We start from the raw sequence: 20,950 nt of genomic DNA, 5'->3' as shown, positions 1-20,950 counted from the left end.
CAAAAGCCATAAGACTTTTGTTACGTAATCAATCAGCCCTGTTACTCTCCAACTATCAATTATGAAACCCATAATACGTCGCTAACCAATTTGGTACTTATCTTTATTCAGTTGTTAGTAACACGATTACTTTCCCAAAACTATCCTGATTTTGTAAGTAAGCATGCGCTAAAGGAACTTCACTTAGTTTGAAGTTTTTTTCTGGTTTCACATCAACATCATATTTTGAAATGTAGTCCAACAGATCATTCAATTTATCCTGACTGACATTGTCAGAGTAAAAACTAGTGAGGTAACTATTTTTCTCGATATCTATAATCGGATCAAATTCTTCTAAAAACCATTTACCTCCTAATTGTCCCGTACTACATAAAATGCCTCCTTCGTTTAAATGTTGAAAACTATCTTTTATAGTGGCAGGGCCAATTAATTCTAAAATTTTGTCATACTTCTTTTCAGTCTCTAATACACCAGTCTTATCTATTATTACATCATTAAAACCAGCGGACAATAATTGCTCATTTTTTGCTTGGCTCCGACTAGTACCATCAATTACAATATCAGGATATCTGGCCTTCAACAATTTAAGAAATGAAATACCTACTCCACTTGTGGCGCCTCTAACTAAAATTTTATCTTTTTTTGTAATTTTTAAGTTTTTCATTGAACCAAATGCTGTATAGTACGTTTCAGGAATAGTCGCAAGTTCTTTCCAAGATATATTTGTTGTTATTGGATATATTTGGTTATTTGGTAATGCTACATATTCAGCATAGCTGCCATCAAATGCGCGTCCCATTTCTCCCATAATGGAAATAACTTTTTTCCCTATAGGTAATCTTTCAGGATCGCTCGTTTCTTCAACAACACCCACACATTCAATGCCTAAAACCCTAGGAAACAAAACAGTTGGCGATTTTCCCTCTCTCGTAAAAATCTCCGATCTATTGATACCAAACCCTTTTATTTTAATTAAGGACCAGTTAGCTTTTATTTTAGGTAAATTTACCTCTTGGTAAATAAGCTTATCTGTTCCTCCTGCTTCATTAACAACAATTGCTTTCATAATTTTACTTTTCTCCTTTGCTAAAAAGCTTTTTTCAATTCAAATCATCGTAAACATCCTAATTTTTAGTAACTATACATAAAAAATCCTAACCACCACGCGAAGTGATTAGGACCTTTTACAATGCTTGCCCCACCAAAAATTAATGAAAGGCCGAAAGATTTAATTAGTTTGCACTTTTTATGCATTTAAAACTTTGTTTAAGAAATCTTTTGTTCTATCATTTTGCGGATTACTAAATATTTCATCTGGTGTACTACTTTCTAAAATGTAACCATCAGCCATAAAGACCACACGATCAGCCACTTCTTTAGCAAAACCCATTTCATGTGTGACAACAACCATTGTCATACCATCCCTCGCAAGTTGTTTCATAACATCTAAAACATCCCCAACCATTTCTGGATCAAGTGCAGACGTTGGTTCATCAAATAACATAATATCTGGTTTCATTGCAAGTGCGCGTGCGATTGCGACACGTTGTTTTTGACCACCAGATAACGAAGCAGGTGCAGCATCTGCTTTATCACTCAAACCAACTTGGGATAAAAGACGTTTTGCTTCCTTAGTTGCTTCTTCTTTTGTTTCTTTTTTTAATTCAACAGGCGCTAAAATAATATTTTCAAGAACGGTTAAATGTGGAAACAAATTAAAATGTTGAAATACCATGCCAATATTTTGACGAACAACATTTAAATCAGTTTTTGGATCACTTATATCATGCCCCTCAATAATAATTGAACCGGAAGTTAAATCTTCTAATTTATTTAAACAACGTAAAAAGGTACTTTTCCCAGAACCGGAAGGTCCAATCATGCAGACAACTTCTTTTTCTGCAACTGAAATATCTAACCCCTTCAAAACTTCATTTGAACCATAGTTTTTTTTCAAATTTTTAACTTGAATTTTAGCTGCCATTATTTAATCTTCCTTTCGACTAAATTAGATAACCACGTTAATAACGTTATGATAACGAGATAAATCACCGCGATAATCAACCACATCTTGAATCCTTCAAGGTTTCTTGCGATTATAATCTTACCTGTTTGCGTTAATTCTAAAATACCGATAACAGATAAAATTGACGTATCTTTCAACGTAATAATAAATTGATTAATAAATGATGGAATCATAATCTTAATTCCTTGTGGCATAATGACTTTCATCATTGCTTTTCCATAAGGTAATCCTAGACTACGAGCAGCTTCCATTTGGCCATTATCAACAGCCTTAATCCCACCTTTAACAAAGGCCGCTGTATACGCACCTTCATTTAACGTTAAGGTTATAATACCTGCCACAAATGCTGGAATCTTGCTCCCGGTTAAATTAGGAATACCAATGTAGATAAAGAAGGCCAATACAATTAGCGGTAGGCCACGGAAAATGTAAATTAATGTACTTGAAAGCCCATTAAGCCATTTATTTGGCGCAACACCCATCATACCTAAAATAATCCCTAAAACTGTTGCACAAACAATAGCCACAATTGTTAATAACATTGTTTGTTTAAATCCTTCTAATAATGAGCCACTATTTGTTTTCAATAAACCTAAAATTGTTCGAGAATTTTTAGAGTTAGCATTTTTTGCGTTCGTTCCAGTGTACTTATCAACAATCTTTTTATATTCACCGTTAGCTTTAAGTTTCTTTAGCCCGGCATTAAATTTTGTTATTAATTCTTTATTTTGCCCTTTTTTAACGGCGAATCCATATTCACCTTTTTCATATGTTTTACCAACTACTTTCATTTCAATACCATTCTTAACACCATATGCTAAAACTGGTTTATCATCAAAAGTCGCATCGGAATTTCCTGTCACAACATCGTCATACATGTTACTTGAATCATCAAAAGTTGTTGTTGTAATATTATATTGTTTTTTAATTGAGTTTACGAATTCTCCGGCAGCTGTACCAACTTTAATCGCTACCTTTTTCCCTCTTAAATCATCCAAAGATTTAATTGAACTGTTTTTACCAACAGCCATAGCTACCCCAGCTTCATAATAACTATCTGAGAAATCAAATTTAACACGACGTTCTGGAGTTATCATCATACCAGCCATAACCCCATCAATTTGGTTAGCATCTAATGCTTGAACCGCTGCATTAAACCCTAAGGCTTTAATATCAACTTTAAATCCTTCCTCTTTAGCAATGGCTCGCATTATATCCATATCAATACCAACATATGATTTACCATCTTCTGCTTGATATTCAAATGGTGCATAAGTTACATCAGTCCCGATTGTATACGTCTTTTCTGCTGCATTTACTTGATTACTATGTAAAAATAATAAAAATACACATGCGACCATGATTGACATGATCATTGACTGCCATTTTTTCATAATATCCTCCCCAAAACATTTTGATGTAACATAATATAACATATCTACACTTAGCAAGCAATTTAGTTGTTTTGACAATTATTTAAGTACCCTATACACTAGAGATATTCAGGAAAGGATGGTTTATATGATTATTAGAAGAGCAACAAAAAAAGATGCACACGAGGTCGTTCCTTTAGTGAATATTATTTTAGAAGATATGGAAATTCCTATTCTTCAAGAAATTCCATTACCCGACCTATTCAAAGTGCTAGAGCTTGCATTTGAAACAGAAGACTACCGTTACAGCTACGGTCGTGTTCAAATTGCCGATATTGATGGTAAGGTTGCTGGGATAGCATTTGGTTATCCGGATGAAGATGAAGACCATCTTGATCTTGCTATGAATCAATTTTTCCCACAAATTGGTTTACCTGAAACAACTGAACTCTTTCCAGACTCAGAAGTTTATCCAAATGAATGGTACCTTGATACCCTTGCTGTTTCACCAGATTTCCAAGGACAAGGCATCGGCACAAAACTTCTAGAGTCTCTTCCCGAGATTGCCCGTGCAGCTGGAAAAACAAAGATTGGCTTAAACGTCGACTTTGCAAATCCTAAAGCAGAAAAGTTATACACAAAAATGGGCTTTAAAACTGTTGGTAACATGATTATTAGTGGTCATGACTATCATCATATGCAAAAAGATATTTAAATAAATAAAAAGGTCTGCTAAAAATAAATTTAGCAGACCTTTTTTCATATCTTTATTCTAAAACTTTTACAGTAACTGTCTTTTTACCCCATGTGTAACATCTTGCATTTGAGATAAAATGCACATCAATTCGGTTTCCTTTAATTGCTGAACCTGTATCGCCAGCAATCGCAACACCATAACCAGATACCCAGACAACAGTTCCTAGCGGAATAACTGAAGGATCCACAGCAATTTGTTGTGGATTAGTTAACAAACTTAACCCATATGATCCATGAGTTCCCATCCCTGGTGCATTTGTTGAATAAGCCGTTGCGACCATTTGTAACGTTTTCTTAGTTGATTTGCCAGAAGTATCGTTGCTTGCTTTTTGGTCAGTACTTCCTTTTTTATCTGATGAATCATCACTTTCAGCCTTTTTAGCTGCTTCTTTTTTAGCAGCTGCTGCTGCCTTAGCATCAGCTTTAGCCTTTGCTTCTCTTGCTTTTTTTGATAACTCAGCATCTTTAGCCTTTGTTACTTTGGCTAAATCTTTCTTTGCGTCACCTAAAGTATCTTTTAACGCTGCTAATTGTTTATTCATTTCTTTTGTTTCTTGTTTTGTTTCAGATTGTTTTAATTTCAATGATTTTTGTTCAGATTCCAAATGCGCTTTAGCATCTTCCATGGTTTTGATATTAGACGCAACATCTTTCATCGTTTTGTTATCAGCAGATTGTAAAACAGAAACTGCGTAAACACGGCTAATAAAATCACCAGCATTCTTTGCTTCAAGAATAGCCGTTACCATTTTACTACTTGAATCATTAACTTGTAGACTTCTTAATCTATCTTTAGCATTTTCAATACGTGTATCTAATTGTTTTTGTTCATTACCAATTGATTTATCTTGTGAACCAATTTTCTTTTCTTTATCAGAAATTTCTTGATTTAATTTATCAATTTTTGCATACTCATCATTAATACTCGTTAATGACTTTGAAATTTTTGAATTAGCAGTTGTTACTTTCTCTTGTGCAGCTGATTCTTGTTTTTTTAAATCACTGATAGATGTTGCACTAACAGAAACCGAACCACCTAATAAGCAAAGTATAACTGCCGTAAAACCAATAATATTTCTAATTTTCAAAATAATACTCCTTTTTGTAAATAACTTTATTACCCATTTCTAGAGTATATCGAACCGACAAGTCAGACATGTGTCAGGCATATTACAAAACATCACTCATATTACAACTCTATGACTAACGTACCCTCATTTTCAGAAATAATCATTTTATTTGAGTTCATTTTCAAAACCGTTTCATTTTGAGCCTGAAATATGCTATGATATGTAGATTATACAAACGAATAGTGAGGGTATTAAATGATAACTGTAAGTAATGTAAGTTTAAGTTTTTCAGACCGTAAGTTATACGATGACGTTAATTTAAAATTCACGCCTGGTAATTGTTACGGACTAATCGGTGCTAATGGCGCTGGTAAATCAACATTTTTAAAGATTTTATCTGGTGAAATAACACCAAGTACAGGTAAAATTTCATTAGATCCAAATGAACGTATGACAATGCTACAACAAAATCATTATGGCTTCGAAGAATATACTGTTCTTGAAACAGTCATTATGGGTTACAAAGAACTCTATGCTGTTATGGAAGCAAAAGATGCTATTTATGCAAAAGCTGATTTTTCTGATGAAGATGGTATCAAAGTTGCTGAACTAGAATCTGACTTTGCTGAAATGAATGGTTGGGAAGCTGAATCAGAAGCTTCAACTCTTTTACAAGGCTTAGGCTTCGCTGAAGATATGCAAAATAAAAAGATGAGCGAACTAACAGAAAGTCAAAAAGTTAAGATTTTGCTTGCACAAGCACTTTTTGGTAATCCTGATGTTCTCTTACTTGATGAACCTACTAATGGGTTAGACATCAAATCAATTAACTGGTTAGAAGATTTCTTAATTAACTTCTCAAATACCGTTATTGTTGTTTCTCATGATAGACATTTCTTAAATAATGTCTGCACCCACATGTGTGATGTTGATTTTGGTAAAATCAAATTATTCGTTGGTAATTACGACTTCTGGATGGAATCAAGTGCCTTAGCTTCAAAACTTGCAAATGATTCTAACGATAAAAAAGAAGCTAAAATCAAAGAATTACAAGATTTCGTTGCACGATTCAGTGCTAACGCTTCTAAATCTAAACAAGCAACTTCTCGTAAGAAAATGCTTGAAAAAATCACACTTGATGATATTCAACCTTCATCACGTCGCTACCCATTCATTAACTTTGAAATCGACCGTGAAATTGGTAATGATTTATTATCAGTTAGTGGCGTTTCAAAAACAATTGATGGCGTAAAAGTTTTAGATAATATCTCATTTAGTTTAGGCAAAGATGATAAAACAGCCTTTACAAGTGAAACTGATATTGCTGTTACAACATTAATTAGAATTCTTTCTGGTGAATTAGAACCAGATACAGGTACAGTTCAATGGGGTGTAACAACATCACAAGCTTACCTTGCTAAAGATAATAACGACCAATTCGCTGATGAACATTTAACAATTATCGATTGGTTACGTCAATTTGCTTCTAAAGCAGAAAGTGATAACACTTTCTTGCGTGGATTCTTAGGTCGTATGTTATTTTCTGGTGAAGAAGTCGATAAAGAAGTTGGCGTCTTATCCGGTGGAGAAAAAGTTCGTTGTATGTTATCAAAAATGATGTTAACAAGAAACAACGTTCTTTTACTTGATGATCCTACTAACCATTTAGATTTGGAATCAATTACTTCATTGAATGAAGGTCTTTCAAATTATAAGAGTGCTCTATTATTCGGCTCTCATGATCGTGAGTTCATTCAAACAATCGCTAACCGTATCATCGAAGTAACACCAAACGGTCTTGTTGATCGAGCAGATACTACTTATGATGAATTCTTAGAAAATAAAGATGTTCAAGATCAAATTGCTGGTCTTTACAAACAAGCTTAATAACTAAAAAGGAAGCAACCAATTTCAAAATTGGTTGCTTCCTTTTTTATTAGTAATTTTTAAGTACGCGTTGAATTTGGCGTTCCTGATCTCGACGTTTAATTGTTTCACGTTTATCGTAATCATTCTTCCCTTTTGCAACACCGATTAGTACTTTTGCAAAGCCGTTTTTAATGTACACTTTCAAAGGGACAATTGTAACACCCTTATTTTTAGTTGCTTCATCAAATTGAGCTATTTGTTTTCTATGCAATAATAATTTACGATTTCGAAGTGGATCATGATTGAATTGATTTCCTTGATCATACGTTGAAATATGAACATTCATCAGCCAAGCTTCACCATTTCTAATTTGCGCAAATCCATCTTTTAGATTAATACGACTATTTCGAACGGATTTAATCTCAGTACCTGTTAAAACGACACCAGCCTCAACCGTATCTTCAATGTTATAACTGTGTCTTGCTTTTTTATTCTGGGCTAAGGGTTTATCAAAAGATGACTTTTCTTTTCGCAATCTTAATCCCCCCGATATTATTTTTGACGTGTATTATTTTTTCTTGGTGCTGTGTTTTTATTAGCTGATTTGTAGAATGGTTTCTTTCCATTACTATTTCCAGCAGCTGGTTTACCATTACGGTTATAAGGTTTCTTGTCTCCTGGACGACCATTACCTGGACGTTTGAAGTTTCCACCTTTACCTCGTAAATCAGAAGTTGGTGTGTTTTGTGGATTAACAATTTCAAAATCAATCGCACTTTGCTCAATATCAACTTTAGCAACTTTTACTTCGATTGGTTGACCAATTCTGAAAGTTCTCTTGGTTCTCTTACCTACTAATGCCATATGCATATCTAAATATTCATAATAGTCATCCTTCATATTACTAATATGAACAAGACCTTCAACAGTATTTGGTAATGAAACGAAGACACCAAACTTCATAACTGAGCTAACAACACCTTCAAAGGTTTCACCAACATGATCAGCCATGTATTCAGCTTTTTTCATTGCGTCAGTATCACGTTCGGCATCAATTGCGCGACGTTCCATTTGTGATGTATGTGTTGTAAGTTCAGGTAATTGTTCAGCATATTTTTCTTTTTGAGTGTCCCCAATACCATTTTCTTCGTAGAAACGAATTAAACGATGAACCATCAAATCAGGGTAACGTCTAATTGGTGACGTAAAATGCGTATAATCAGTAGCAGCTAAACCAAAGTGACCTAATGATTCATCAGTATATTTAGCTTGTTGCATACTTCTAAGTAACATAACAGAAACCATTGATTCTTCAGGTTTACCAGCTACTTCTTTTAAAACACCTTGTAACATTTTAGGTGTTACATTCTTACTATCACCTTTAACAACGATACCAAAACTGGTTAAAGTTTCGAAGAAACGCATTACTTTTTCATTCTTAGGTGTTTCATGCACACGGTAAACAAAAGGTACTTTTAATTTATCGTAATGAGCTGCAACAGTTTCATTTGCAGCTAACATAAATGATTCAACTAAACGTTCACTTGTTCCACGAGTTCTAATTTGAATATCAATTGGGTGACCCGCTTCATCAACGATAATCTTAGATTCATTATCATCAAAACTAATTGCACCACGTTTTTTACGCATTTTTTCAAGAATTTTGTGTAATTCGCCCATTGTTTCAAACATTGGGACCAATTCTTCATATTTAGCTTTCGTCTTTGCATCATCTGATTCAAGAATCTTGTTAATGGCTTTGTAAGTCATACGTTCTGTCGTTTTAATCACACTTTGGAAGATTTTGTGGTTAACAACATAACCTTCTGGTGTAATTTCCATTTCACAACTCATAGCAAGGCGTTCAACTTTTGGATTCAATGAACAAATACCATTTGATAATTTGTGAGGCAACATTGGAATAACACGGTCAGTTAAATAAACACTCGTTCCACGTTCGTATGCTTCACGATCAAGTGGTGTGCCTGGTTGGACATAATGCGAAACATCAGCAATATGCACACCTAAATGGTAGTTCCCGTTATCAAGTTTCCAGGCAGTAACAGCATCATCTAAATCCTTAGAATCAATACTATCAATTGTTACCAATGTTTGGTCCGTTAAATCAACACGGCCAATTTTTTCTTCTGGTAGCACAACTTCTGGAGTTGCTTCAGCTTGAGCCATAACATCTTCAGGAAATTCACTAGGAATATCATGTTGATAAACAACTTGTAAAATATCCATACCTGGATCGTCTTTGTTACCCACAACTTCTTTAACCAATGTTTCAATAACTAATGGTTTTTCACTTGTTGGGTAAGCAGTAATATCAGCTGTAATAACTTCTCCGGCAACTGGATGTAAACCAACCCCTGTTACCAATAAGTTATAACGTTGTAATTTCTTGTTTTTAACAACTAAATGGCCAATTATTCCTGAATTTTCAAGGTCAGATGGTTCAACTTCAAATTCACCAACAATTGATGTTACATTATGTTCAACAATTTTATTAACTTTACCTTCAGGACCACGGTCATCCCCAGGTTTAGCAGCACTTGTAATCTCAATCTCAACACTATCACCATTTAAGGCAGACATTGTTTGTGTTGGATTAACGAAAACATCAGGTTGTTCTGGATCAATCGTAACGAATCCAAATCCACGATCATTTGCATGAAAAATACCCACTAATTGTGGTGTTTGAAGTGCAATTTGAAATTTGCCTTCTGATGTAATTTTCACTTCACGTTTACGTTCCATTTCAGCAAGTGTTTTAACAAGTTCTTTGAACGCATCCTGGCCTTCTAATTTAAGGGCAGCTGTTAATTCTTCAACACTGAAAGATTCATTTTCTTTAATTTTTAGTTCTTTTAATATAAGTTCTTGCATCTTTTTATCCATGTATACCTCGTTTTCATATTCGTATTTGCGTTACATTTATTTATTATTAATTTTATTTTATTTCTAAATAAAAGCCTCCTGCTGCAACAATTGTTTGCACAGGAGGCTTTCTTTATTATTATTTTGAGGCCAAATAGACAAGTCCTAGAGCTAGACAGAAAAATAAAACGCCCAAGACAAAGGTTACTTTTTGCATAAATGCTTCGAATCCACGTGGTTTTTGTTTGCTAAATAAATCGTCAGCACCACCACCGCCACCAGATAAAGCACCTGAAGCGTTATTTGTTTTTGCAGGTTGCATCATAACAGCGATAATCATTAAGACTGAAACGATGATAATTAAAATTGTTAGTATGTTAGTCAAATCATTTACCTCCTTAACCCAATTACGTAATCTATATCTATACTAATTTAGCACAGTTTGCATTAATTTTCCACCGTTATTATTTTATTAAAGTGATTCAAATCCGGATAATGTATCCATTTCTGTCTTAAGTTTAGGTCGATTTTGGTGCTCAGTCAAAAGAACTAATGTATCTCCTGCTTTTAAAACCGTCACACCATGTGGAATTAATTGCTTTTCACCACGTCTAACCGTGATTAATAAGCTATTTTCAGGCCAAACTACTTCTGAAACTTTTTTATTTTCTAAATTTGATCCAGCAAAAATAGGCGTCTCAAGTCGGTCCTTTTTACCGCCCAAATCAATTTCATTTTGACCAATTAATTTTTTAAGTAAAGAATCGTAGATAGGTGCGCCGCCTAAAATATCAATAACTAAAAATGAAACTAATGAAATAATGGCTAGTGGCATTAAGTGATGTAAACTACCCACCATTTCCGTAACTAATAAAATAGCTGTAAAAGGTGCTTTACCAATTCCAGCAAAGTACCCGGCCATTCCAAAAATAATAAAATCAGTTATATATTTAGCTGGTAACAACCCTAACATTATCATAACAGTTGCATACCCAGCGCCAATAATAGCGCCTAATGTTAGAATAGGCAGAAAAATACCACCTGGTAATCCAGAACCATAGGATATCATTGAAAAGATAAATCTTAAAAGAAAGAGTCCCAATAAAACGGTCAATGATTTACTTTGAACTAGACTTAAAATAATCTCATTACCGCCACCTAAAGTTTGTGGTAAGTATAATCCAATCGGAATAACTAAAATAAAAGGGACAATTGAGCGATAAAAAATCGGAATTTTATGTAGAATATTATATAAATCAGTCGATTTAAGTAATACGTTTTGATACAGATAGCCTAGGAGGCCCAAAATAAGCCCTAAAGCAATCAAATGCCAGTATTGTAACAATGATAAGGTCTGAATATCCATCATTTGTAGCGCCGGTTTTAGACCGAAAAAATGCAATGAAATATAATTGGCTGAAATTGAACTAGCTAATGCTGTTGTCCAAATCAACGGTGAAAAATTATGATACACTTCCTCTAATATAAAAAGCGTACTCGCAATTGGTGCATTAAAAGCTGCGGATAGACCTGCAGCGCCACCACCTGCAATCAGAATGCGGCGTTCCGATTCAGTATGTTTAGTCATCTCTGCGAATCCTTGTCCGACTGCTGCACCTAGTTGAATAGATGGGCCTTCACGGCCGAGGAATAGCCCTGATCCAATGCCTAAAACACCACCGATAAATTTTCGCCATAAAACTGACCACCAACGCATTTCAAGATTACCAGCAAGCTGGCCCTCTACTTGCGGAATACCGGATCCCATAATATTTGGCTCTTGCTTCATTAGTGTTCCAATACCTAGTACCATAGCTAGACTCAAAAGAATCATTGGAAACAGTAACCACATATTCTGATTAATTGCCTGGTAAAAATAGATAAAGACTTTAAGCACATAAATAATAGCTAACCTAAATAGACTTACAACGATACCTGTAACGAGCCCAATTAATAGCCCTCTTAAAATAAATATGAGATTAGTTAAATTCAATCGCTCTTTGATACCTTGTTTTGTCATAAAACCATACACACCTCTTCATTCTATTAGTATATGCTAAAATCCAATTATTTGCTGAACTCATTAGTAACAAAAAAAGAATTATTCAACTATTGAATAACTCTTCTTAAAAACTAGCATAATCTAATGATCACTTAAGGATGATAAATCATACTCATAGCTATAAGTCCCCAGCCTAAATTTTTTTTAAATAAACCGGTTGTCGAAATTTCCATATAAAATCGACCAACGTCAGCACTTAACTTTATTTTATTTTTTAAATTACTTACAGCCAATAAGCGCAACGACTCCGCTAAATCAGCGACTGCCTTCTCGAAGTACTGCCCACGCTCAACTTTATTTTTAAAATCAACTAATAAGAGACGTTCCTCATTTGTCGTTTCTTCGTTTAAAATAAGATCATAAACTTTTGATGTTAGATCATCTTGTATTGTAATACGCTCTGATTTTTTCATACACGCTCACATTCCTAACTATAATTTCCAACATCTAAATTATACAACAATAAGTTTTACCTTTCAATATAGTGCGTCCTATTATAATACAAAAAAGGTCCCACCTAAAATCAAATTAGGTAGGACCTTCTTTCAATCAGAAACGCTTAATTCATAAAGAATTATTTGTTAACGATTGTATCGCGAGCATCTGAACTCAAGTTGTAGAATGAGTGGATACCTTTGTATTCTGATGTTTCTTCTAAGTTATCTTCAATTCTCATTAATTGGTTGTACTTAGCGATACGATCAACACGGCTCAATGAACCAGTCTTGATTTGGCCAGCATTAGTTGCAACAACTAAGTCAGCGATAGTTGTATCTTCAGTTTCACCTGAACGATGAGAAACGATAGCTGTATAACCAGCTTCTTTAGCCATTTCGATAGCTTCCATTGTTTCTGTAAGTGTACCGATTTGGTTAACTTTGATAAGGATTGAGTTTGAAACGCCCATTTCGATACCTTTTTTAAGGTAGTCAGTGTTTGTAACAAATAAATCATCCCCAACTAATTGAACTTTGTTGCCCAATTTAGCTGTCATCATCTTCCAGCCTTCCCAATCGTTTTCATCCAAGCCATCTTCAATTGAGATAACTGGGTATTTGTCAACGATTGCTTCAAGGAATTCAACCATTTCTTCAGAAGTATAATCTTGGCCATTTTCGCCTTCATATTGTAATCTATATTTGCCAGTTTCAGCATTGTAGAATTCTGATGAAGCAGCATCAAATGCGATAGCAATATCTTTACCAGGTTTGTAACCGGCACGTTCGATTGCTTCGATTAAGATTTCAAATGGTTCTTCATTGTTCTTAAGATCAGGAGCGAAACCACCTTCATCACCAACAGCAGTAGAGTAGCCTTTTTCAGCTAAAATCTTTTGTAAGTTATGGAATGTTTCTGAACCCATACGTACAGCTTCTTTGATAGAAGGTGCGCCAACAGGCATGATCATGAATTCTTGGAAATCAACACTGTTGTTAGCATGTGATCCACCATTGATAACGTTCATCATAGGAGTTGGAAGGACATGTGCGTTAAATCCGCCTAAGTAACTGTATAAAGGAACTTCTAATTCATCAGCAGCAGCACGAGCAGCAGCAATTGAAACACCTAAAATAGCGTTAGCGCCCAATTTACCTTTGTTTGGTGTACCATCTAATGCGATCATAGCTTTATCAATACCAACTTGATCAGTAACATCATATCCAACAATTTCTTTAACGATAATGTTGTTTACGTTGTCAACAGCTTTAGTAACGCCTAAGCCCATGTAACGAGATTTGTCGCCATCACGTAATTCAACGGCTTCATGTTCACCAGTTGAAGCACCTGAAGGAACAATTCCGCGGCCCATTGCGCCGTCTTCTGTGTAAACTTCAACTTCAACAGTTGGGTTACCGCGTGAATCTAGAACTTCGCGTGCATAAATATCTGTAATCATTGACATAAATTTGTACTCTCCTTTAAAAACGTTTTTTGGCGGGGATACAATAACACCCTTACCATTATTTTAATAGTTTATTGATTCATTTTCAATCTTTTTAACAGCTAAAATACGAATTATGCTTTGAAGTTAACAAGGTCTAAGTATGAAGCAGTTTCCATACTTGCGCCACCAACTAAACCACCATCAATATCGTCTTTACCCATTAATTCTACGACGTTACCAGGTTTAACTGAACCACCGTATTGGATACGAACTTTATCAGCAACTGTTTGGTCATACAAATCAGCAACTGTTTTACGAATTACTGCACAGATTTCTTGTGCTTGGTCAGAAGTAGCTGTTTCACCAGTACCGATAGCCCAGATTGGTTCGTATGCAATAACTGCAAGATTAACTTGTTCAACAGATAAGCCTCTTAATGCAGCAGAAACTTGTCCAGCAACCCATGATTCTGCTTCGCCGGCTTGACGTTGTTCTAACGTTTCACCACAGCAGATAATAGGAACCATACCATTATTGAAAACAGCATGTGCTTTTTTGTTAATATCGTCATCATTTTCGCCGAAGTATTCGCGACGTTCTGAATGACCAATAACAACATAGTCAACACCCATTTCAGAAAGAACTTTTGGTGAAGTTTCACCAGTAAAAGCACCTTCATCTTCAAAGTATGCATTTTCAGCAGCAACTTTTAAGTCAGTACCTTTAGCAGCATCAAGTAATGTTTGTAAATCTACTGCAGGAGCAGCAATAACAGATTCAACATCGTCAAACTTTGGTAATTTACCTTTAAGACCTGCTACGAATTCAGCAGTTTCTTTAGGGCCTTTGTTCATTTTCCAGTTACCAGCAATAATTGGTTTACGCAAAATAATAACTTCCTTTCGTTAATAGACGGTTTCTTACGACAATTTAATTAAAAATTATTTTGTTGTAATAGCAGCAATACCTGGTAAAGTTTTACCTTCAAGGTATTCAAGTGAAGCGCCACCACCAGTAGAAATATGAGTTAATTGATCAGCAACACCTAATTGTTGAACAGCAGCAGTTGAATCACCACCACCAACGATTGTTGTAGCTTCTGATAAAGTACCCAAGAATTTACCGATTTCAAGTGTTCCGTTAGCATAGTTGCTCATTTCGAATACACCCATTGGTCCGTTCCATACAACTGTTTTAGCATCTTTTAAAACATCTTTAAATTCTGCAACAGATTTAGGTCCGATATCCAATGCCATGTAACCGTCAGGAATGTCACCATCAACAGTTTTGTGTTCAACATCGTTATCAAATTTTTCAGCAACGATTGAATCAACTGGTAATACTAATTTGTCGCCAGCTTCTTCAATGATTTGTTTAGCTAAATCAATTTTGTCTGTTTCAACTAATGATGAACCAATCTTCATACCTTTAGCAGCGTAGAAAGTATAAGTCATACCACCACCAACGATAACTTTGTCAGCTTTTTTAAGTAAATGAGAAATAACACCAATCTTATCTGAAACTTTTGCGCCACCTAAGATAGCAACAAATGGACGTTTTGGTTCGTCAACAGCTTCACCTAAGAATTTGATTTCTTTTTCCATTAAGAATCCAGCAGCAGCTTGTTCCATGTTGCTTGAGATTCCAACGTTAGAAGCATGTGCACGATGAGCTGTACCGAAAGCATCATTGACAAACAAGTCGCCAAGTGAAGCCCAGTATTTACCTAATTCAGGATCGTTTTTGCTTTCTTTTTTACCATCTAAATCTTCAAAACGTGTGTTTTCCATTACTAAAACATCGCCGTCTTTCATTGCTGCAATTGCGTCTTCTAATTGAGGACCACGTGTAGCAGGAACAAAAGTAACAGGTTTGTTTAATAAGTTAGATAAACGTTCTGCAACTGGACGTAATGATAATTCTTTTTTGTCTTCTTCAGTCTTAATACGACCAAGATGAGAAAGAAGAATGGCTTTACCACCATTTTCAGTTACATATTTGATAGTTGGTAATGCAGCAACGATACGGTTATCATTACCAATCACACCGTTTTTAATAGGAACATTAAAATCGACACGAATTAAAACTTTTTTGTCATTTACATCTAAATCTGAAACGATTAATTTAGCCATTATAATAGCCTCCTGTGTAATTTTGATTAAATAAAAAGGCAGAGGGAGTATTGCGTCCCTCCGCCTAAGCATAGTTATATGCGGTTTTAAAAAAGTTTAACTAGATTATGCTTCTAAGCTAGCAAATTTTTCTAATGTACGAATCATTTGTGCTGTAAAGCCAGATTCGTTATCGTACCAAGCAACAGTTTTAACCAATTGGTTAGCGCCAGTACCAGTTACTTCAGTTTGTGTTGGGTCAAAGATTGAACCAAAACTTGTACCAATGATATCTGATGAAACGATTTCGTCAGCATTGTAACCAAATGATTCGTTGTTTTCAGTTCTTGCTTTAATAGCAGCATTTACTTCATCAACTGTAAGATCTTTTGATTTCAAGATTGTAACCAATTCTGTCAATGAACCAGTAATAACTGGGACACGTTGTGCATGGCCATTCAATTTACCAACAAGATCAGGGATTACCATACCGATAGCTTTAGCAGCACCAGTAGAATGAGGAATTGTGTTACCTGCAGCAGCGCGTGCAGCACGTAAGTTTCCACCACGGTCAGGACCATCTTGTAATTTTTGTGTAGCTGTGTAAGCATGAACTGTTGTCATTGTACCAACTTCGATACCGAAAGCATCGTTAACAGCGCCAGCAAGTGGTGCTAAACAGTTAGTAGTACATGAACCAGCAGAAGCAATCTTAGTATCTGAAGTTAAAATGTCATCATTTACACCGTAAACGATTGTAGGCATTTTACCAGCAGGAGCTGAGATTAATACACGTTTTGCGCCAGCTTTAATATGAGCTGAAGCTTTTTCTTCTGATGCGTAAAAACCAGTTGATTCTAATACGATATCAACATTATTGTTTTTAACCCAAGGAATATTTGATGCATCTGCTTCTGCATATACAGGAATTTCCTTACCATTAACAACAATACCATTATCTGTTGCGCTAACTTCTGCGTCGAAGTTACCATGGGCTGTATCATATTTTAATAAATGAGCCAACATTGATGGAGAAGTTAAATCGTTGATTGCTACAACTTCGATGTTATCTGAAACTTCAGCAATACGACGGAAAGCTAAACGACCAATACGGCCAAAACCGTTAATACCAACTTTTACTGACATACTTAAATTTCCTCCTTTAGGAAATGAAGATTTATTTATTTTAAAAAGCGTGTTTGCACACTACTTTTTTAAAATCGAGTTTGCGGCACCCTCATCCGTGATTAACCACGTCTGTTTAGGTGCAAGTTTCATGTATGCCACAATTGCTTCGGCCTTAGAATGGCCACCTGCAACTGCGAAAATACATTTTATGTGCGTGAGATCCTCTATTTGTAAACCGATACGAGGAATCCTATAAACGACCTTGCCTTGAGCATCAAAGAAATATCCGAATGCCTCACCTACAGCTTTGTCCTCTTTCAACATGTCTATTATACCACTAGACATGTCACGACGCTTAGCCATATGCATTGCTTCTCCAATACTGTGAATTACAGCATTGCTTTCCTTGATTAAGTTCAAAACTTCTTGAATGCTCGGTTCTTCAAGAAGAGGCTCGTACGTTTTCTCACTTAGTTGTTCAGGTACATACAAGGCTCTATGTTTGCCGCCTGTGTGTAATGCCATCTTACCACTAATCGAGTTGGCTTGTATATCTACTGATTCACCAACACCACCTCTGGCTGGTAAAAAAGTTAAATCGCGCTTAATTGAAAGACGTGTTGTCAACTGATCAGCTACTTGAGCCATCGTTGTGCCACCCATTACCGCAATTAAATTTTTACCTTCTGGCAATAAGAGTGCTAACTTAGCAGCTAGACTCTTACCCATTGACTCTAAAACTTTAGGTTGTTCATCGGAATCGCCTGATACAATCAAACAATGTTCAATGCCTAAAATTCGACTCAACTCTTGTTCATCCTGTCGAACACCAACTAAATTATCCATCACTTTTTCAAGGCCATGTAGTACTGATATACCTCTATCCGTTAGCGTCATTCCTGACTTACCAACGACGATAAGTTCTTGCTTACGCAGAAAATCTGTTTCGGTTCTCATAACGCGTTCGCTTAGATTTAAAGTTGCTGCCAACATTCTGCGACCAACAGGCATCATCCATTCAATCTGTCTTAAAACAAAATATCTTTGTTTTAAAACTTTAATCATGTCTGGTGCAATTGCTTCGATCCACTCTAATTCATGATGCATACTGCACCTGCTCTCTTATGGGGCATTATTTGTCCCACAGTGTCGCATTATGACCCATTAATTCTAAAAAAACAAAGCACGATAACATTCTGCATTAATCAAAGTGTCTTCATACCTTTATTACAAGACAAATTATATCAGGTTGTTTCATACTTTGCAAGCACTTCAAACGACTATCTGCCATGTCAGCAATTGACGTTTGATATATGAGATAAGGTCATAATTGTTCCTAATCCTTGTAGCGTTTTCTTGCTGATGACGATGGAATGTTCAGGTTTTCACGATATTTTGCAACTGTTCGTCTCGAAATATCGATGTTTTGTTTCATTAATTGTAAAACTATTTTTTGATCAGAGAAAGGTTTCGTTTTATCTTCAGATTCAATCAAAGTCTGCATAGTTGTCATAATCGTTTTTGAAGATAGCTCTTCAGCATTCTTTTTGTTCTTATTTGCGATTTGTCCAAAGAATGATTTTATTTCATAAACACCAGATTCTGTTTCAATGTACTTATCATTAACGGTTCGACTAATTGTTGATTCGTGAACACCTAAAGCGGCTGCAACTTCCCGTAAAAGTAATGGCTTAATTGGTTTGGTTTTATCAGTGAAGAAGTCAGCCTGATATTTCAAAATATATTGTCCTACTTTTAAAATGGTATCGCCTCGTTGTTTCAAGCCATGAACTAGCCATTCATATTCCCGTTTCTTTTCAGTTAAATATTTGATTACTTCAGGATCTTGGTCTTTTGACATATCATCAAAATATTTTTGTTGAAAAACAACTTCAGGCTGTGCACCGCGAACTTTGAATAATGTTAATTCATTATTACTTTTTTTCAAAACTAAATCTGGATAGATTTTACCAATTCTAGTTGTCCCAAATCCTGCACCTGGATTAGGTGATAATGTGCGAACAAAATCTGATATTTCTTGAATTTCTGAAAGATTAACACGATATTTTTTTGCTATGTCCGACCATTTACGATCGACAAAGTTATCAAAATCATCTTTTATGACTGTATATGCCAATTCAGGCGCTAAATCGTCAGAATCAATCTGTAACATTAAACTTTCTTGTAAATTACGTGCACCAACACCGGGCGGATCTAAGCGTTGAATCAAGGTTAACGCATCTAATAACATAATGGGTGGTATTCCTGATTCTTCTGCTAAATCATCCAAATTAGCATTAAAATAGCCCGTCTGTTCAATATAATCTACTAAGTAAAGAACAACCTTTCTAAGCGGTGTTTGACGCATCGTTAGATAAATTTGTTCCAATAAATAATCCAATAAAGATTGTGATTCATCATCACTGACTGAATTCATATAATCAGTATCACCATTTGTTGTTAGATTAACTTTATAACGAGACTCCCCTGCTTGGATTCTCTGATTGTCGTCAACAGCTTCAATCAAAGGGTTTTCCATCATTTTTTCAGTGACAAATTCTTGTAAATCTTCTATATTATATTGCAACATTTTAATTGATTGTTGGAGCTCTGGTGTCATTGCCAGTTTTTGAATTTGCGTTTGTTGTTGCTTAAATTTCTGTTCAATAGCCATTATTTCTCAACCTCCGCTTTCGTTACTTGTTTTTTTTACGTAATTCAGCTAAACTATTAACTATACTGCGCCGTTGGTGTAATGGATAGCACGTAAGATTCCGGTTCTTGAGCTGAGGGTTCGACTCCCTCATGGCGCATCGTTAAAATTAAAATATTTTCTTTTGAAAAACCTTATATGTTGATATAAGGTTTTTTGTTTTCGCTTACATTAATTATATATCATGTTTCTTAAGATAGCCATGGCGTTCTTACCACACTACAAAATATAATAAGCAACATAGTAGAAAAAAATTAGTTCAATCAATAATAAATTAAAATCGTTAATATAGTTGGATTGTAATCGTTACCATTACGTTTCATAAAAAATAAATCCTACCTCAATTAAGAGATAGGATTTTCTGTTTAGCTCTTTTTACCGTAATCACCCATTTTAATACGAAGTCATTTTTGGGAATTTAATCATAAAGAAGATAGAAATAATTGACCCAATGTAACAAGCCCAAACTAACGGGTCTGTATAAACCAAATTTGATAGAGTTACATTTAAAATCACATTAAAAATTGATAGTATTATAATACCACGATATTTACATAATTTATTCTGTAATAAAATCATAATTATCTCAATGTTCCCTACTAATAACATGAATACATCTTCACTATAGAATTTACCTGAAAGAGCATGAACAATCATTATAATTGCAAGAATCATTAATATTATATTTAAACTGATTGCTATTATTTTTGAATTGATTACTTTTCTAATCATTTAGTTTCTCCTGATTTATAGTATTTACATATAAAGAACAGTGAAATCAAAATAGCTACCAGGAAGGATTCTAATGTAGGAAGATAACAATCATTATTAATCTCAATGATCAACATAATTGCGTTTAATACAATATTAAACATTGAAAGGATTACTATTATTATTTTATCGAAATAATTAAATTGGACAATCAGCATAAAAAATTGTAAAAGAACGATTATACTTGATACTGAAAGGAATAGATCTATATGTTGACTTCCCATTCCGCCTAATGAAAATGCAGTATCAAGAAATAAACTAAAAGTTTCTATAATAAATATAATATTAAAAAATGAATGTAAT

General features: G+C 34.8%; 18 protein-coding genes and 1 tRNA gene. 3 read left to right on the top strand and 16 right to left on the bottom strand.

Annotated features, from left to right (window positions below):
- Positions 1 to 103: 103 nt before the first annotated feature.
- The 3 genes from AC1RO3_RS04955 to AC1RO3_RS04945 all read right to left on the bottom strand — a co-directional run bounded on the left by AC1RO3_RS04955 (position 104) and on the right by AC1RO3_RS04945 (position 3,420).
- Entirely contained in the window at positions 104 to 1,066 is a 963-nt protein-coding gene (locus tag AC1RO3_RS04955; protein ID WP_481761437.1) for a zinc-binding dehydrogenase, read from the bottom strand.
- A gap of 180 nt (positions 1,067 to 1,246) precedes the next feature.
- Positions 1,247 to 1,984, bottom strand: coding sequence for an amino acid ABC transporter ATP-binding protein (locus tag AC1RO3_RS04950; protein ID WP_481761438.1), 738 nt, complete (start codon positions 1,982 to 1,984; stop codon positions 1,247 to 1,249).
- Positions 1,984 to 3,420, bottom strand: coding sequence for an amino acid ABC transporter substrate-binding protein/permease (locus AC1RO3_RS04945; protein ID WP_481761439.1), 1,437 nt, complete (start codon positions 3,418 to 3,420; stop codon positions 1,984 to 1,986). The genes AC1RO3_RS04950 and AC1RO3_RS04945 overlap by 1 nt, the downstream gene beginning before the upstream one ends.
- Before the next feature lie 130 nt (positions 3,421 to 3,550).
- Between AC1RO3_RS04945 and AC1RO3_RS04940 the strand changes: the two genes are divergently transcribed.
- Positions 3,551 to 4,114, top strand: a complete 564-nt coding sequence (locus tag AC1RO3_RS04940; protein ID WP_481761624.1) for a GNAT family N-acetyltransferase — start codon at positions 3,551 to 3,553, stop codon at positions 4,112 to 4,114.
- A 52-nt stretch (positions 4,115 to 4,166) separates the two neighbouring features.
- Here the strand turns inward: AC1RO3_RS04940 and AC1RO3_RS04935 are convergent, their stop codons facing one another.
- Positions 4,167 to 5,243, bottom strand: coding sequence for a 3D domain-containing protein (locus tag AC1RO3_RS04935; RefSeq protein ID WP_481761440.1), 1,077 nt, complete (start codon positions 5,241 to 5,243; stop codon positions 4,167 to 4,169).
- A 237-nt stretch (positions 5,244 to 5,480) separates the two neighbouring features.
- On the opposite strand from AC1RO3_RS04935, the gene AC1RO3_RS04930 reads away from it, so the two are divergent.
- The gene (locus tag AC1RO3_RS04930; protein WP_409022227.1) at positions 5,481 to 7,112 is read left to right on the top strand and encodes an ABC-F family ATP-binding cassette domain-containing protein; all 1,632 of its coding nucleotides are present in this window, start codon (positions 5,481 to 5,483) and stop codon (positions 7,110 to 7,112) included.
- A gap of 49 nt (positions 7,113 to 7,161) precedes the next feature.
- Here the strand turns inward: AC1RO3_RS04930 and smpB are convergent, their stop codons facing one another.
- The 11 genes from smpB to rpoN all read right to left on the bottom strand — a co-directional run bounded on the left by smpB (position 7,162) and on the right by rpoN (position 19,837).
- Positions 7,162 to 7,629 carry an SsrA-binding protein SmpB gene (gene smpB, locus AC1RO3_RS04925; RefSeq protein WP_481761441.1) on the bottom strand — a complete coding sequence of 156 codons (468 nt, stop codon included), beginning with the start codon at positions 7,627 to 7,629 and terminating at the stop codon, positions 7,162 to 7,164.
- A 17-nt stretch (positions 7,630 to 7,646) separates the two neighbouring features.
- The gene (gene rnr, locus AC1RO3_RS04920; protein ID WP_481761442.1) at positions 7,647 to 9,998 is read right to left on the bottom strand and encodes a ribonuclease R; all 2,352 of its coding nucleotides are present in this window, start codon (positions 9,996 to 9,998) and stop codon (positions 7,647 to 7,649) included.
- Positions 9,999 to 10,116: 118 nt separating this feature from the next.
- Positions 10,117 to 10,362, bottom strand: a complete 246-nt coding sequence (secG, locus tag AC1RO3_RS04915) for a preprotein translocase subunit SecG (RefSeq protein ID WP_409022224.1) — start codon at positions 10,360 to 10,362, stop codon at positions 10,117 to 10,119.
- A gap of 87 nt (positions 10,363 to 10,449) precedes the next feature.
- On the bottom strand, positions 10,450 to 11,997 hold the full coding sequence (locus AC1RO3_RS04910) for a ClC family H(+)/Cl(-) exchange transporter (protein ID WP_481761443.1): 1,548 nt from the start codon (positions 11,995 to 11,997) through the stop codon (positions 10,450 to 10,452).
- 134 nt (positions 11,998 to 12,131) lie between these two features.
- Positions 12,132 to 12,452 (bottom strand): bacteriocin immunity family protein, encoded by a 321-nt coding sequence (locus tag AC1RO3_RS04905; RefSeq protein ID WP_481761444.1) that lies wholly within the window; start codon positions 12,450 to 12,452, stop codon positions 12,132 to 12,134.
- A gap of 161 nt (positions 12,453 to 12,613) precedes the next feature.
- Positions 12,614 to 13,942 (bottom strand): phosphopyruvate hydratase, encoded by a 1,329-nt coding sequence (gene eno, locus AC1RO3_RS04900; RefSeq protein WP_481761445.1) that lies wholly within the window; start codon positions 13,940 to 13,942, stop codon positions 12,614 to 12,616.
- Positions 13,943 to 14,055: 113 nt separating this feature from the next.
- Entirely contained in the window at positions 14,056 to 14,811 is a 756-nt protein-coding gene (tpiA, locus tag AC1RO3_RS04895) for a triose-phosphate isomerase (RefSeq protein ID WP_481761446.1), read from the bottom strand.
- 54 nt (positions 14,812 to 14,865) lie between these two features.
- On the bottom strand, positions 14,866 to 16,056 hold the full coding sequence (locus AC1RO3_RS04890) for a phosphoglycerate kinase (RefSeq protein ID WP_409022217.1): 1,191 nt from the start codon (positions 16,054 to 16,056) through the stop codon (positions 14,866 to 14,868).
- Positions 16,057 to 16,161: 105 nt separating this feature from the next.
- Positions 16,162 to 17,181, bottom strand: a complete 1,020-nt coding sequence (gene gap / locus AC1RO3_RS04885; protein ID WP_409022216.1) for a type I glyceraldehyde-3-phosphate dehydrogenase — start codon at positions 17,179 to 17,181, stop codon at positions 16,162 to 16,164.
- 60 nt (positions 17,182 to 17,241) lie between these two features.
- Entirely contained in the window at positions 17,242 to 18,270 is a 1,029-nt protein-coding gene (locus tag AC1RO3_RS04880) for a sugar-binding transcriptional regulator (RefSeq protein WP_481761447.1), read from the bottom strand.
- Positions 18,271 to 18,499: 229 nt separating this feature from the next.
- A complete protein-coding gene (rpoN, locus tag AC1RO3_RS04875) occupies positions 18,500 to 19,837 on the bottom strand; it encodes an RNA polymerase factor sigma-54 (RefSeq protein ID WP_481761448.1) in 1,338 nt (445 codons plus the stop codon).
- Between the two features lie 67 nt (positions 19,838 to 19,904).
- Here rpoN and AC1RO3_RS04870 point away from each other — a divergent pair.
- A tRNA-Arg gene (locus tag AC1RO3_RS04870) sits at positions 19,905 to 19,976 on the top strand.
- Between the two features lie 293 nt (positions 19,977 to 20,269).
- Here the strand turns inward: AC1RO3_RS04870 and AC1RO3_RS04865 are convergent.
- Positions 20,270 to 20,551, bottom strand: a complete 282-nt coding sequence (locus AC1RO3_RS04865; RefSeq protein ID WP_481762187.1) for a hypothetical protein — start codon at positions 20,549 to 20,551, stop codon at positions 20,270 to 20,272.
- Positions 20,552 to 20,950 lie beyond the last annotated feature (399 nt).

This window comes from Dellaglioa sp. CoH-57-MRSF-19, from assembly GCF_056781975.1.
The sequence above is the reverse complement of the archived record's forward strand: the minus strand, read 5'-3'. Positions and strand labels throughout refer to the sequence as shown.

Coding starts and splice junctions, on each gene's coding strand:
- AC1RO3_RS04955 (WP_481761437.1), bottom strand. CDS start 1,066: ATGAAAGCAATTGTTGTTAATGAAGCAGGAGGAACAGATAAGCTTATT.
- AC1RO3_RS04950 (WP_481761438.1), bottom strand. CDS start 1,984: ATGGCAGCTAAAATTCAAGTTAAAAATTTGAAAAAAAACTATGGTTCA.
- AC1RO3_RS04945 (WP_481761439.1), bottom strand. CDS start 3,420: ATGAAAAAATGGCAGTCAATGATCATGTCAATCATGGTCGCATGTGTA.
- AC1RO3_RS04930 (WP_409022227.1), top strand. CDS start 5,481: ATGATAACTGTAAGTAATGTAAGTTTAAGTTTTTCAGACCGTAAGTTA.
- rnr (WP_481761442.1), bottom strand. CDS start 9,998: ATGGATAAAAAGATGCAAGAACTTATATTAAAAGAACTAAAAATTAAA.
- AC1RO3_RS04910 (WP_481761443.1), bottom strand. CDS start 11,997: ATGACAAAACAAGGTATCAAAGAGCGATTGAATTTAACTAATCTCATA.
- AC1RO3_RS04905 (WP_481761444.1), bottom strand. CDS start 12,452: ATGAAAAAATCAGAGCGTATTACAATACAAGATGATCTAACATCAAAA.
- eno (WP_481761445.1), bottom strand. CDS start 13,942: ATGTCAATGATTACAGATATTTATGCACGCGAAGTTCTAGATTCACGC.
- AC1RO3_RS04890 (WP_409022217.1), bottom strand. CDS start 16,056: ATGGCTAAATTAATCGTTTCAGATTTAGATGTAAATGACAAAAAAGTT.
- gap (WP_409022216.1), bottom strand. CDS start 17,181: ATGTCAGTAAAAGTTGGTATTAACGGTTTTGGCCGTATTGGTCGTTTA.
- AC1RO3_RS04880 (WP_481761447.1), bottom strand. CDS start 18,270: ATGCATCATGAATTAGAGTGGATCGAAGCAATTGCACCAGACATGATT.
- rpoN (WP_481761448.1), bottom strand. CDS start 19,837: ATGGCTATTGAACAGAAATTTAAGCAACAACAAACGCAAATTCAAAAA.
- AC1RO3_RS04865 (WP_481762187.1), bottom strand. CDS start 20,551: ATGATTCTTGCAATTATAATGATTGTTCATGCTCTTTCAGGTAAATTC.